Here is a 14,019-nt window from a genome sequence, read left to right as displayed (position 1 = left end):
GCGTCATGAAGAAGCGTCGTTCGCTCGTATGGACGGGAATGCTGATTGTGCTCGTTGTCGCCGCCGGTCTGGGGGCCGCGGCTTTCATGAACAGTCGTTACGGCTGGATGACGCCCGCGGTCGAACGTTTCGAGGCGAACGGCATCCAGCTCAAATTCCGTACCGCGGGCGATCAGCTGGAGCGGTACGAGAACGGCGAATGGAAGCCGTTTCTCGTCAAAGGCATCGACCTGGGCGCAACCGTGCCCGGGCACGATCCCGGCGAGCTGGCGGTCACGAAGGAGCAGTATACGCGCTGGTTCGGGCAAATCGCCGCTACCGGCGCCAATACGATCCGGGTGTACACGATCCTGCCTCCGTATTTCTATGAAGCGCTCGTTGCGTTCAACCGCAAGCATGCGGATACGCCGCTTTATTTGATGCAGGGCATCTGGAGTCCGGAGGAGAAGCTGATCGAGCTGAAGGACGCCTACTTGCCGGAAATCAAGGAGGCGTTCGAGGAAGAGATCGTGCACGCGGTCGGCGCGGTGTACGGGGATACGACGATTCCGCCCAAGCCCGGCAAGGCGTCGGGCAAATACAAGGCGAATGCGGGGCCGTATGTGATCGGCTGGCATCTCGGTACGGAATGGGACCCGGTCATGGTGACCAAGACGAACGAGAAACATGCTGCCGTTCCTGTTGCAGAGGGCACTCATGTGACGGCCAAGCCGGAGGCCTCCCCGTTCGAGCGGTGGCTGGCCGGGCTGCTGGACGATCTGGCCACGGAGGAGCAGAAACGCAATTGGCAGCACCCGCTCGCCTTCACGAACTGGGTCACGACCGACCCGCTCGCCCATCCGGGCGAAGTGCTGTATAACGAAGATCTTGTATCCGTCGACCCGATGCATGTGACGGCGGGCGACTGGCTGGCCGGGTATTATGCCGCTTACCACGTATACCCGTATTATCCGGACTTCTTCCGCATCGACCAGACGTTGAACGATGTTACCGATGCGGAGGGCAATCCCGATCCGTACCGTTCCTACCTGCGCAAGCTGAAGGCGCACCATGCGGGCATTCCGATCATGGTTACCGAATTCGGGGTTCCTTCCTCGCTGGGACTCGCGCATCTCGGTCCTGGCGGAAGGGATCAGGGCGGTCATACGGAGCAGGAGCAGGGCGATATCAACGTCGCGATGTATCGGACGATCATCGAGGAAGGGTATGCGGGAGCAGCCCTGTTTAGCTGGCAGGATGAGTGGTTTAAAAAGACGTGGAACACCATGCCGTTCGAGCTGCCCGCCGATCGGCGGGCGATGTGGCTGAACGTGCTGACAAACGAACAAATGTTCGGTATACTGGGCATGTACCCGTCCAAGGAAGAGAAGATTACGATCAACGGCGACGCTTCCGACTGGAAGAAGCTGAAGAAGGGCAAGGACAAGTTCCGGCTTGAGACGCCGCTGCCGGGCTGGAAGGAAGTATGGGCCGCGCATGACGAAGGCTATCTGTATCTCATGGGTGAGCTGGAACAGCCGTTCGATGCGGAGCGGCAGCTGCTTCGCTTCGGCTTCAGCACGCAGGCCGGGGGCAACAAGCACGCCGCCGAGCTGGGGGGCATCGTGCTCGACGAAGGACTCGATACGCTGTTGACGATCGGACGCGACGATGAGACTGAGATGACGATAGCATCCAATTACGACTTTCAATCCAGGCTGTACGGCACGCGTTATGGCATGATTCCTTACCCGGAGGAGCAGCAGAAGGACGATTCCGGCGTATTCCTGCCCTGGAAGCTGACGGTAGGCTTGGCGATGGAGCCGCCGGATTCGAAGTTCAATATGCCGTTCGAGGACGTGCTGGTCGGCAAGCTGCAGCGGGGGACGAACGATTTCTCCAGTACGCAGTACAATTCTTTGGCCGGCTGGGAAGCGAAGGGCACCACGGTGGAGGTTCGCATTCCTTGGATGATGCTCGGCTTCTCCGATCCAAGCTCGAAGCAGGTCATTACCTACGAGGACAGCGGCAAGGCGTTCTTGACCAAAGCCACGGAGGGTGTCCGTATTTTGCCGTGGATCAGCGAACGTGCGGAAGCCGCCGGAGCGGGAGCCGGGTCCGCAGCGAAGCAAGTATCGTTGGAAGCGATCAAGCCGTACACGTGGGACGGCTGGAACGTCGCCCAATACGTAGAACGTTTGAAACCGAGCTACGAACGAATGAAAGAAGCGTTCAACTCGGCACCGTAAGGAGGGAAGCGAACAATGCGACTGTACTCACCACTTATCCCGATCGTACTGGTGCTGGGAATGCTTGCGATGACGAATGCCAGCATGTCGGAACTGCCGGTATCGCCGACCCCGGCGGTGCCGCCTGCTCCGCCGCCTGCCGTTCACCGCGACGGACCGCTCGAGGTATGGGCTTGGAACGGAGAATTCGCCCCCGCCGTCATTCGCAAGCAGCTTCCGGGACTGACGGGCGTGGATAATCTCATTCCGGGCTGGTTCGAGCTGGTCGCTTCGGACGGCGAGGTGTACGATGTGGCGGACGAGAAGCTCGTCCGGGATATCCGCAAGCAGGGCATGGAAGTGACGCCGCTCGTCAGCAACAAGCACCGCAAAGCGATGACGACAGAATTTCTCGCCGATCCCGAAGCGGTGGACCGCTTTGTGGAATCGTTGACGGAACGGTTCCGGGAGGTTGGGCTGGCCGGAGCCAATCTGGATTTTGAAGGAGTCGAGCCGCAGAGCCGGGATACGTACGCCGCTTTCGTTGAGAAGCTGGCGAAGACGTTCCGAGCCAACAGCTTAGGTCTGACGGTCGACGTGCCGGTCACGGAAACCGGGGAGCTGCCGGTTTGGTTCGATGCGAAGCGCATTGCCGCCGCCGCCGATCAGGTAGTTCTTATGGCCTATGACCAGTTCTATGAGGGCAGCGAGCATACCGGACCGGTATCCGGCATGGAATGGACGGAGGCGGGCATTCGCCAGGCGATCGCCGTCGGAGTCCCGGCCGACAAAATCGTGCTCGGCGTTCCTTTATATACGCGCGAATGGCAGCTGGATAAAGCCGGCAAGCCGATGTCGAGCCGTCCCCTGTCGATGAAGGCGCTGGATGGAACGCTGATCGGCTATGAGAAGGTCGACCGGAAGTGGGACAGCGAACACGGCTTGTATCGCGTGAAATATAAAGATGGCAAAGGAAGCTTTGAGGTCTGGGAGGAAAATACGGCAACCGTCGAAGCCCGCTACGCATTAGCCCGAGAATACGGGCTTCACGGAGTCGCCGTATGGAGACTCGGATACGAGCCGAAAGATTTCTGGAAGAAAGCGGAAGCTTGGAAAACGAACGCGACGCGAGATGCGCATAAATCCCGAACCTCTCCTTAATCGTCCACATCATTGGGTTAACAAAGTTCGGTCTCCATGGTATATTAGTAGGAGGTCGACAAAGATCGAGAGACAGACGAAGGACGGTTATGCATGATAGGGGAGCGAATCCGGGACTTACGACTGAGTAAAGGGTGGTCCATCACCGAATTGGCCGGGAAAGCGCAGGTGGCCAAGTCGTACCTGAGTAACATCGAGCGGGACATTCAGAAGAATCCTTCCATCCATATGCTCGAGAGAGTGGCGGATGCGTTGGAGGTATCGGTGGATGTCATCCTGCAGGGACCGGCCGAACCGAAAGAGCAATTGAATGAGGAGTGGCTGGAGCTGGTGCGCGAAGCGATGGATTCCGGCGTCACGAAGCAGCAGTTCCGTGAATATTTGGAGTTTACGAAATGGAAGCTTCAATCCAAATAACGATCGGCAGCTGACGCACCAGACTGTTTCTTTTCGGAGTGTTGCCAAAGCCATATTCTCGGGCGGAAAAGGAGAGTGGCATGCGGAACGCAAAGGGAAATGAGGCTCAACTGGATCACGAATGGGTAGAGTTGATCGGATCGGCCCGCAGCATGGGATTGTCGATGGAGGAAATCCGGCAATTTCTCAAGCAGGCGAATCAGGCCGCAGTCGGGCTTTCTTACGCGTTGGCGTTTGGACGTCAGCACACGGAAGCTATGCAATGAATATGATCGTCCTTGACTGCCGTCGGCAGGAAAGGGCGTTTTTTCTTAGATCGGGGAAAAGCGCGGTTTATGTCGAACGTGCCTCCACCCGCGATATGTACAACAAAAATGAAACTAAAAGCGCGCCGTTTTTTCGTCTATACTGGCCTTATTCCAGACGGAGAAGGGACAGATCAGAAATGAGCGAGAAGCGGATTTATGAATATCGCAAGGAGGTGCCGACCCACGCCTCGGCGGATGTGGTCGTCATCGGAGGAGGACCGGCGGGAACGGCAGCCGCGATCGGCGCGGCGCGCAGCGGGAAGCAGGTCATTTTGCTGGAGAAGTCCGGCCAGCTTGGCGGCATGGGCACGCTGGGGAATGTCAGCATCTTTATGCCGATCGGCAACGTCACGGGAATTTACCGGGAGATCATCGCCGAGACGCTGGCCCAATATTTGCCCGAAGGCCACGACACGTCGATAGCGCCGCAATATTCGCCCTTTCTGCTGAGGCATTATTTAAATGAGAAGATGAAGAAGGAAGGCGTACAAGTATTTTACCATGCGGACTTCGTCGGGACCGTGCGCGAGGGCAGTCGTCTGAGCGCAATCGTCGCCTCCACGCGGGAAGGGCTGCGCGCGTTCGAGGGACGCCAGTTCATTGACTGCACGGGCGATGCCCGGGCGGCGATCGACGCCGGCGTGCCCTACGTATCGGGACGCGAGGAAGATGGCTTGACGCAGCCGATGACGCTGATGTTTATGATGCAAAATACGGGCAAGCCGGTTACCCCGCTGCTGCCGGAAGGCTGCTATACGTACAACGACGTCTCCGAACTGCCGCAAGGACGGCGTCTCTACTGGGAGCGCAATTCCGACGGGACGCTGCTGGTCAATATGACCCGCGTCAAGGGCAACGGCGCCCGCATCGAAGATATCAACTACGCCGAGACGGAGGCGCTCAAGCAGGTGTTCTCCGTCGCCAACTATTTGCAGCGCAACGGCTTCGAGACGTACGTGCTCTCCCATGTCGCCGGGCAGGTAGGAGTCCGCGAGACGAACCAGATCAAGGCGCTGTATACGCTGACCGAGCACGATGTCGTCGGAGGACGGCGATTCGACGACGTAGTGGCGCAAACCAATTACGAGATCGATATTCACAGCCCGGACGGCAAAAAGACGACCGATGAGCGCAAGGTGAGCGGCTACGATATCCCTTACCGTTGTATGGTGCCGGATAGTCTCGACAACCTGCTCGTCGCCGGCCGGGCCATCTCCGCGACCCACGTCGCGATGTCCTCGATGCGCGTCCAGCCGACATGCTATGCGTTGGGCCAAGCGGCCGGCATTGCCGCCTCGCTGGCGATCGACGGCGGGCTCGCATGCCGGAACGTTCCGATCGGCGAGCTCCAGGACCGATTGGTGGATCAGGGCGTCCGGTTTATCAAATAGAAACGCTTCCTAGTAAATCGGCTCTCCGGTTGCGACTCGCGCAGCCAGGAGAGCCGATTTGGTTGCATGCCCATGCTCCCCTCCCTGCTTGACGCAGCCGGATTCCGGGTAAAATGTAGGAAGCCGACTATGTTTCGAATGGGGTGTTGAACGGGATGAACAAAGATGCGGCTTTAACGGTCGCGCCGAACGATTGGGATTGGACCGGCTTTTTGCAGAATGGCTCCGACATCGGGGTGTCGGCCTGGATGGAGGAGACGGAGCTGCGGGACCGGAGCGGGGACGTCGCCGAGCTTCGCTGGCTGCTGCGGGGTATACGGGACAGATTGGCTTTGTACCGGGATGCGTTTCCGGACCACCGGTTCGAGCGGGAACTGGAGGCGGCTTTTGCTCGTCAGGCGTATGGCCTGGAGGAACGCGCGCAGGGCTATGAAGGCAGGCCGGAGACGTGCGATTGGGACGCTTATCTGACTCTCAAGTACGAGATCCGCCTGCTGTATAAGCAGCTCGGCGCCATCGTAGCGGGAAGCGACTGGCAGTCTCCTTGCAAAACATGGGGCGGCCCCGACACGGATTTCGCCGAAGAGGTCGGGTTTGTCCAGGAGGAGCAGGGCACGTATGAGCGCGGCTACGGCAGCGAAGCGGTGAAGGCGTACGAGGAGGCTTCCTTGGACGCTTTTTATCCGATGTCCGGGCAGACGCGCGAGCGGAGCGTGCGTTTCCTGACGACCTCGGGCATGAAGGCGCTGGAGCTTGCGCTGGTCGCTTATAAAAGCACGACTCGCGAAGCGCTGCCTTTTTATATTCAAGAAGGCTTTTACGGCGAAGGGATCGAGCTGACCAACACGCTGCTGAATGACCCTTTGGAGCTGGACGTGGCGGGTTTGTACGCCAAAGTGGAGGCCAATGCCCCGGTCGGCGGTCTGCTCGTCGATCCGGGCGTATGCTGGCCGGTCCGGCCAGCTGTCGATCTGGCAAGACTGTTCGAGGGGTTGTCCCGGCACAGACAAGAGCAGCCGCTGTATGTCATCGTCGACCGGACGCTGACGAGCGTGGCGAACCCGCTGTTCGCGAAATATGCGGACCGTTTGCCATCCCATGTGGTGCTGGTCAGCGTCGAGAGTGGGATCAAGCATATGCAGTACGGCTTTGATTTGGCGAACGCGGGCTTTCTGGTAGCGACGGGCCGAGCGTTGGAAGCGGCAGAGCGGCGGGAGCAGTGGGTGACGCTGTTGGCGCTGCTCGATGCCGGGGCCGACCCGGTCGCGGTCCGGCAGCTGCCTGCTCCGGATTTGCAGCGCGTTATTGCCCGGTTATCCCGGTTGAACCGCAACGCTTGCTGGATGGACGCTTTTTTGGGGCACGCGGTGCGGGAAGAGAAGGTCTCCGTCTATTTCCGCTCGGTGGACCCTTCGCCCGATTACAAGCTGGACGGGCGCGAGTGGATCGGTCCGCTTTTTTACATTCAATTCCCCGGGTATCGTTCCGTCGCGCAGTACCAGTCGTGGATCGACAGCTTCGTTGTGTCCGCGCCGGCCGAGGAGCATTTCGTGTCCGGAGGCAGCTTCGGCTTCGATACGTTCCGGATGAACGTGGTCAGCGATGCGGACGGCACGGAAGCCGCTTTGCGCGTGTCGGTCGGGCGCGACCCGTTCGTCCGCATGCTGTCGAAGCTGCGCTATATGTACGGACGGATGTGAGCGCATCGAATCGGGAGCAGGCTGGGGACAAGCGGCAACGGACCCGAACGCGGCCATGCGGACAGCCATACCCGGACGGGCGACTTGTCCCGTCCGCCGCCGCGCGGCTCGTACAAGGCAGAAGCGAACCTGAGTGCAGATTTGACTCGGACTAAATCGTCCCTTCGAAGGCGTAAAAAGCGGGGGTTTTGTCGGTAGTGGAGCGAATCTGCAGCTTATGAATAAAGGACGGCATCAATCGCTTCGCCGTCGGCAGGTCGGCCCACCGCACTTCGGCGATATCGCGGTCGGGGTCGTTGCGGGCGTCCATCTCGCCGCCTACGATTTTGGCGAAAAACGTTACGATGAACGCATGATTGCCGGCATCGCGGAAAAACATTTCCCGAAGGGAGCTCAAGCCCGTAATGGCGATATCGTACCCCGTTTCTTCCTTCACCTCGCGAACGGCTGCCTGTTCCAGCGTTTCTCCTTTTTCCACCGCACCTCCGGGAAGACCCCAGTAGCTAGAGTGGCCTTTTACATTCCGGACCAGCAGCAGTTGGCCTTTGTCATTCGTGATCAATGCGGATGCGACGTCGACTCGTCTCATGTAAAGCTCCCCCTTTAGTCGGTAACCCCTTGATATTCTGCGCGTTGGGTCCATTTCCTCCTAAATACCCGCGAAATGACCCGCTTGACGCGGACAACCTGCCTTTCTCTCTACTTTTATGTTGAAATAAAATTGTTGCGTGTGCATTTTTATACACTGCTGCCAAGCGGCAGCGCCTTTTATAAACGATTTCCGGCTAACAGAAGGCGCGCCTTCTCCGTCAGGGAGAGGCGCGCCTCGCTTGTTGGGCCAAGCAGTCGATTCAGGTGGGGGAAGGGACGCCCATCGCGGCCCATTCTTCCTTGCTCGGACCGTACACCCCGGTAACGGGAAGTCCGGCCTGCCGCATAAGCACCGTCAATTGACCGCGGTGGTGAATTTCATGCTTGACGAACATGGCCATCGTCTTGCCGACCTGCCATTGCTGCCCGAATACGTCGATCGTTTGCCGGAGCGTTTCGTCCGTCCATTGAGCCTTCACGGCTTGAAGCAGCGACTCGACCGAAATGCGGTACGTTTCCGCTATGGCGGCAGCCGTCGGCGGGCTTTCGCTGCGGCTGTTCGGCGCGTCGAATTCGAGTCCGGTCGGCTCCAGAATGCCGCCGGCCGTCACCAGGTGCCAAGCAAGATCGCCCAGCTTCCGGTAGCCGGGAGCGACTTCCAGCCGAAGCGAGTCGTCCGTCAATAGGTCGAGCAGCTTTTGGGTACTGGTGGATTCTTGCCGATAATCGTCAATGAAGCTTGAAATAGTCGTATACATCGGGAGTTGTCTCCTTTACCTTATATGTATTCGATTTAACGATAGTACAAATGTATGGCGGTGGCAACGGCCTCCAGCAAGATTATCTTATTCTTTACAAAAACGAAGAATTTATTAGATATGGTTCCTGAAGGGGGTAAAGGAAGAGACTCGTTTCAAGGCGAATAGACCGAAAATGTATGAAAAATCGATATTTCAGACGATTTTCCATATGTTTTCTTATTTTTTCGGAAACTTTCTTCTTTTTTTTGCGTATTATGCAGGGTGTCCATGCGTCACCATATCGCACCCAACGATCCCGAGAGAGGAAGATTTCAATCCAAATACCTCATGAGCAGACCAGCAACTGGAGAAAAAACATTGCTCCATACGAAAGACCTCGTATTCAAAACAGCGTACGGCAAATTCTCAATACCGTCGTACCCTTTTTTCTGCTCTGGTATTTTGCCTATTTGAGTTTATCGCTCTCCTATTGGCTTACCCTTGCATTGGCGATCGTGGCCGGAGGCTTTCTTGTCCGTATTTTTATTATTTTTCATGATTGCTGCCACAAATCGTTTTTTCGCAACCGGACGGCCAACGAGATCGTCGGGACGATAACCGGCATTTTGACCTTTTGCCCGTATCACCAATGGCGGCATAGTCATTCTGTCCATCATGCGACTAGCGGTAATTTGGACAAGCGGGGCACAGGCGATATTTGGACGCTGACGGTCGATGAATATATATCGGCTTCCCCTTGGAAGCGATTGGTGTACAGACTGTACCGCAATCCCTTCATCATGTTTACGATCGGCCCGATTTATATATTTCTGATCGATTACCGGTTTAACCGTAAACGGGCGGCATGGCCGGAGCGTATAAATACGTATGTTACAAACTTGGCGATTGTCGGCGGTATCGCTTTGCTTTGCTGGGCGATCGGCTGGCAGTACGTTTTGCTTATACAAGGAACGATCTTTTTCGTTTCGGGGGCAGCGGGTATTTGGCTTTTCTACGTCCAGCATCAGTTCGAGGAGTCTTATTTCGAAGAGGATGAGGAATGGGATTACGTGAAGGCGGCCCTGCAGGGGAGCTCCTTCTACAAACTGCCGCGCCTGCTGCATTGGATTACCGGGAATATCGGCTTTCACCATATTCACCATCTGAGTCCGCGCGTACCGAATTATTACTTGGAGAAGGTGCACAGCGAAAATCCGCAGCTGCAGGATGTGAAGACGATCACCTTGCGTACGAGTCTGGAGTCGCTGCGGTTCCGGATTTGGAATGAGAAAAGCGGCAAATTCGTTACTTTCAAAGATATTCAGCGCCCGCGTCAAGCTTCTCCGAAGCGCGTCAGGAAGGCTAAGCCTACCGTATAGCAAGAAAAAACGAGTTTCCACCAAAAAGCTGTTACCCTTTTGAGCCGTTTTTCGTTATAGTAACAGAAGATGATAACAAAACGGGGGGAAACCTAATGAGAGCGAAAGTAGCCGGCTATATGCCTCTACTCTGGCTATTGTGCATCCCGGTGCTAAACGTATGTTACGGGCTGTTGAATCGCGAAGGCCCCAACGTGCGCAGTCTGATGACGATTATGGATGTCCATACGCCCTTCGTGTCTTATTTCATTATTCCCTACCTGGTGTGGTACCCATTCATGATCGGGATGTTCGTCTTGCTGTTCCGCAAAGATGCGCAGGTGTATTACCGCACGCTGGTTATGCTCTGCGTCGGGCTCGTCGTGTGCTACATTACCTATTATTTCTTCCAGACGGTAGTGAGCCGGCCGGTCGTAACCGACGATGTACCGCTGCATATGCTGGTCAATCTCGTTTACAACACCGATCAGCCGTACAATTGCTTTCCTAGCATTCATGTACTGACGACGTACCTGATTTGGAAAAGCACGGTCCAATATATTACGTTATCGCGCAAAGCTCATGCCGTAATCGGCATAGTCGCCTGGGCCATTATCGTGTCGACGGTATTCGTCAAGCAGCACGTCGTGCTGGATATTGTGGGGGCGATCGTCGTTGTGGAGATGATGGCTATGGCGATGAGAGTGCTGTTCCCGCTGCGGAAAAAGGCGCCGGCGTCCGTATCCGCCTAAGCAGACGGGAAATGTCTGCGCTAGACGTCGGCAGCAGTGACTTGAGGTAGCGAAGACGCAAAAACCGATCCGGAAGCTTTCTGAGGCGAAAGCTCCGGGCCGGTTTTTTTTGTGCGCTTTTTTTGAATTTCGGTTCCCATCCGGTCTTTTATCGAGTATAATTTATTATGTAATAACGTAATTACGTAAATTAATAATATATAAAAGGAGTGTAAGCCGATGAATAGGGATTACGGTGCAGAGCTCGACGCTTTGAAAGATCAGGTTGCCGGATTGGAACGGTTGATTCGGAAGGCGTTTGGGGAGCGGCCGCAAGCGATTGTCCAAAACGGTTTGGAAGTAGAGGGAGCGCCGACCGACTCGACCGCAGCCGAACGGCTCGAGGAGTCGTACGACTCGGTGGATTTCACGGCGCCAATCGCCGAAGCGGCATCGGAGGCGGAGGCGTCGGAGTACGGCACGATCTATTACTCCGGCCAATACCGTAGCGGCCGCCAGCTCGTCCGGTGCGAGCCGCAGGAGCGGAAAGCCGAAGAGCTGATCGGCGTCCCCGGCGACAAGGCAGCTAAGGTGCTTGCCGCCCTCGGGCATAAGCAGCGCCTCGACCTGATTCTGGCCGTATGGAAGGAGCCGTTGACCGGTACCGAGCTGGTCGATAAGCTCCACATGGGAACGACGGGCCAGTTGTATCATCACTTGAAGGCACTGTCCGGCGCGGACCTGCTGGCGCAGGAGGAACGGGGAGGGCGCTACACGATTCCGCCGCACCGCAGGCTTCCGCTGCTGCTGCTGTTGGCAGCCGTATCGGATTTGAGCGATACGAGCGATTATATCGATATGGCCGAGGCGCGAAATGAAGCGCATGCTTATCTCGGCCAGGCCTTACAGGGCGGGTACGACATTCATCAGCTGCTGTGGGCGGTCGTCGACAATTCCGTGCTGGAGCATCAAGCCGGTCATTGCAGCGAAGTACGGATTTATGTGCATGACGACAACAGCGCTACGGTTACGGACAACGGCCGGGGCATCCCCGTTCGGCTGCTGCCGGCTACGGGCAAGCCGGCTGTGCAGTCGGTGCTGACCGAGCTTGCCCGATTTGGCGACGATGCCCGCCGTTTCTATGCCCCGGGCGGGGAGAAGAGCATCAGCATCGGTGTCGTCAATGCGTTGTCCCGCAAGCTTGGCGTGGAGATTCGCCGGGACGGCGGCATATTCCGGCAGGATTATCGTCACGGCATTCCGCAGTCCGGCTTGCTGACGATCGGCGAAACGGACGATACCGGCACGAGCGTTACGTTCCAACCCGATCCGGAGCTGTTCGCCGGCCGCTTTGACCGATCGGCGCTGGAGACGCGGATCAGCGAGCTTTCGGCTGCGTATCCGCAGCTGTGGATACGGCTGCATGTAGCGCCTTAAACAAAAGGCTGCCGACGGAATTTCGTCGGCGGTTCTTTTTTTTGCACACAATTATTTCTCTTCGAAACGATGAGTTTTCAATTAATTCTATTTATTTCCAAAAGTTAGCGCGAAATAGGCCGCAACTTCATTTACGATACATGACTATATATAAACAGGATGAATTTTTAACATGATAAAGCTTTAGGAATGCCGGGAGGGAGTAAACGATGGAACAGCAGGATCGCGAACATATGCAGAAAATCGCCAAACGCAGTATTGCGATCGCCGCCGGATCGGTGACGGCGGTGTTTGCGATCGGTCTGTTTTTGATCTATATCATGGCGAATCAAGTGATGGCCGGGGCGTGCGAGAATACGGTCGACTCCAGATCCGAGCAGCCCGTCAAAGGGGAATACGACTATGTGCAGTTTTCGCGGAACTGCGGGGCAACCGCCGGCTACAGCTACCATTTGTCGCTCGTCGACAGCGGAGATGGATCGGTGAAAGGAAAAGGCAACCTGTACGTATCGGATCGCCCTTTCCAGGTTCGCTGGCTGGATGAGCGCACGATTCAAGTGATCGGCGGGTCCGAACGGCATCTCAAGCAGGAGACGGAGCGAAAGGGAGTGCGCGTCATCTATGTGTACCCGAGCGATTAGCGGACTGGCTAGACGGGCGGGCCGAGCATGCCGCACCGCACCATATAGTGCTCCATCGCGCTATTAAACCAAGCCTCTTCTTCCTCCGTGAAAGGGGAGGCGACGAGATCGTTCCATTCTTCGAGCTCGGCCTGTTCGAGACGGCCGAAGTGTTTCAGCGTCTCCGGTCCGGTTACGTTCAGACTGGCCTGCAAGTATCGTTCTAACAGTTCCTGAACCTCCGGGTCATCCACGGCACGGCCGGCCAGCCTCTTGACCGCTTCTGACAATTCGATATATTGCTTGTCCAGAGCCAAATGTTCCTCATCGGGTTTGTCAAAAAGAGGGGCGATGGCTTCTGCGGACACGTTCCGTTCGATCCAAAGCCGCTGCTCCTTCTCCGTTTGCATGCTTTTCACCAAGGAGAACAGAATCGAACCATCGACCGTGCCGCTTTCCTCCAGCAGCGCACTTGTGCGCCGAATCGCGCCTATCGCCGCGTCGAGCTGCTCTCGCTTCTCCTCCAAAGCTTTTTGCTGAACCCTCAGCGTCTGCTTTAAACTTCCTTCAACGTCCGCTTCGTCCGTCATCTCCCGGATCTGCTCGAGCGAGTAACCGAGAAATTTGAAGCCGATGATCCGCTGCAAAGTCAGCACGTCCCGATCGGTATACAGACGGTGCCCGGAGCCGGGCTGTCTGTGCGGCTTCAGCAGACCGATTTCGTCGTAATAATGAAGCGTACGAATTGAGGTACCGGTTTTTTCGGCAAAATCTCCGATCGAGTATTGGCGGGCATCCTTCATCAAGCATTCCTCCTTGGACTTGTAGTCGATCTTTCAAAGGCAGCATATCACCTCACGTAACGGGAGGTGCAAGCCCGAATTTGAAAGGCAGGTCGGATCGCGGCGGCCCATGGAGATTTGATCACCAGGAGTTGCCGGTCTAAAGCGTCGACGTGTCCAGCCGCTTTTACGGGGAAACTCATGGTTCTAATCGGGCTCTGCCTCAAAATCAGTGATAGACGTGATGGGAAGGTCCAAAGAGACTCTCTTCGTCCCTGACGTCTTATGAAACAAGAAGAGATTTGTACGATTTGTCACACAAGTTGTCACCAGAACGACTCCTATTAATGCCTATTGTGCGAAAAATCGTACAAAAAGCAAGACGCAGCATTCAAAAATCGAAAATTTGTACGGTATTTCATATAAAACACTCGTCATTGCCTGGAAAAGACCGTTTCCTGTATGAAATATCGTACAAAGCGGCCTTCCTTCCAACGACCTTCTCTCCCTGCGCGATCCAGTCAACATCATCATTCGTCAAGCACTGATTTCGGGTTTGAGCCTCTAATCGACATG

At 56.3% G+C, this 14,019-nt stretch carries 13 protein-coding genes; 10 read left to right on the top strand and 3 right to left on the bottom strand.

What is annotated here, in order from left to right; genetic code table 11:
• Positions 1 to 5 precede the first annotated feature (5 nt).
• From ABD796_RS29270 to ABD796_RS29245, 6 genes are all read left to right on the top strand, one after another.
• Positions 6 to 2,228, top strand: a complete 2,223-nt coding sequence (locus tag ABD796_RS29270) for a hypothetical protein (protein WP_344915089.1) — start codon at positions 6 to 8, stop codon at positions 2,226 to 2,228.
• Between the two features lie 15 nt (positions 2,229 to 2,243).
• Positions 2,244 to 3,368, top strand: coding sequence for a glycosyl hydrolase family 18 protein (locus ABD796_RS29265; protein WP_344915087.1), 1,125 nt, complete (start codon positions 2,244 to 2,246; stop codon positions 3,366 to 3,368).
• 93 nt (positions 3,369 to 3,461) lie between these two features.
• Positions 3,462 to 3,785 (top strand): helix-turn-helix domain-containing protein, encoded by a 324-nt coding sequence (locus tag ABD796_RS29260; protein WP_344915085.1) that lies wholly within the window; start codon positions 3,462 to 3,464, stop codon positions 3,783 to 3,785.
• An 80-nt stretch (positions 3,786 to 3,865) separates the two neighbouring features.
• Entirely contained in the window at positions 3,866 to 4,051 is a 186-nt protein-coding gene (gene sinI / locus ABD796_RS29255; protein ID WP_344915083.1) for a DNA-binding anti-repressor SinI, read from the top strand.
• Between the two features lie 179 nt (positions 4,052 to 4,230).
• The gene (locus tag ABD796_RS29250) at positions 4,231 to 5,484 is read left to right on the top strand and encodes an FAD-dependent oxidoreductase (RefSeq protein WP_344915081.1); all 1,254 of its coding nucleotides are present in this window, start codon (positions 4,231 to 4,233) and stop codon (positions 5,482 to 5,484) included.
• A gap of 155 nt (positions 5,485 to 5,639) precedes the next feature.
• Positions 5,640 to 7,184: a hypothetical protein gene (locus ABD796_RS29245; protein WP_344915079.1), complete on the top strand. Its 1,545-nt coding sequence runs from the start codon at positions 5,640 to 5,642 to the stop codon at positions 7,182 to 7,184.
• A 151-nt stretch (positions 7,185 to 7,335) separates the two neighbouring features.
• On the opposite strand, the gene ABD796_RS29240 is transcribed toward ABD796_RS29245, so the two are convergent.
• Positions 7,336 to 7,773: an NUDIX hydrolase gene (locus ABD796_RS29240; protein ID WP_344915077.1), complete on the bottom strand. Its 438-nt coding sequence runs from the start codon at positions 7,771 to 7,773 to the stop codon at positions 7,336 to 7,338.
• Between the two features lie 262 nt (positions 7,774 to 8,035).
• Positions 8,036 to 8,533 carry a DinB family protein gene (locus tag ABD796_RS29235; protein WP_344915075.1) on the bottom strand — a complete coding sequence of 166 codons (498 nt, stop codon included), beginning with the start codon at positions 8,531 to 8,533 and terminating at the stop codon, positions 8,036 to 8,038.
• Between the two features lie 323 nt (positions 8,534 to 8,856).
• On the opposite strand from ABD796_RS29235, the gene desA reads away from it, so the two are divergent.
• The 4 genes from desA to ABD796_RS29215 all read left to right on the top strand — a co-directional run bounded on the left by desA (position 8,857) and on the right by ABD796_RS29215 (position 12,682).
• Entirely contained in the window at positions 8,857 to 9,894 is a 1,038-nt protein-coding gene (gene desA, locus ABD796_RS29230; RefSeq protein ID WP_344915387.1) for a Delta(5) desaturase DesA, read from the top strand.
• A 95-nt stretch (positions 9,895 to 9,989) separates the two neighbouring features.
• On the top strand, positions 9,990 to 10,625 hold the full coding sequence (locus tag ABD796_RS29225; protein ID WP_344915073.1) for a phosphatase PAP2 family protein: 636 nt from the start codon (positions 9,990 to 9,992) through the stop codon (positions 10,623 to 10,625).
• A gap of 219 nt (positions 10,626 to 10,844) precedes the next feature.
• On the top strand, positions 10,845 to 12,041 hold the full coding sequence (locus ABD796_RS29220) for an ATP-binding protein (RefSeq protein ID WP_344915071.1): 1,197 nt from the start codon (positions 10,845 to 10,847) through the stop codon (positions 12,039 to 12,041).
• 209 nt (positions 12,042 to 12,250) lie between these two features.
• Positions 12,251 to 12,682, top strand: a complete 432-nt coding sequence (locus ABD796_RS29215; RefSeq protein WP_344915068.1) for a hypothetical protein — start codon at positions 12,251 to 12,253, stop codon at positions 12,680 to 12,682.
• An 8-nt stretch (positions 12,683 to 12,690) separates the two neighbouring features.
• On the opposite strand, the gene ABD796_RS29210 is transcribed toward ABD796_RS29215, so the two are convergent.
• On the bottom strand, positions 12,691 to 13,464 hold the full coding sequence (locus tag ABD796_RS29210; protein WP_344915066.1) for a MerR family transcriptional regulator: 774 nt from the start codon (positions 13,462 to 13,464) through the stop codon (positions 12,691 to 12,693).
• Positions 13,465 to 14,019: the final 555 nt, after the last annotated feature.

This window comes from Paenibacillus hodogayensis (assembly GCF_039536325.1).
GTDB lineage: Bacteria > Bacillota > Bacilli > Paenibacillales > NBRC-103111 > Paenibacillus_AB > Paenibacillus_AB hodogayensis.
Note: the sequence above shows the minus strand (reverse complement) of the source record. Positions and strands in the feature narration are given on the sequence as shown.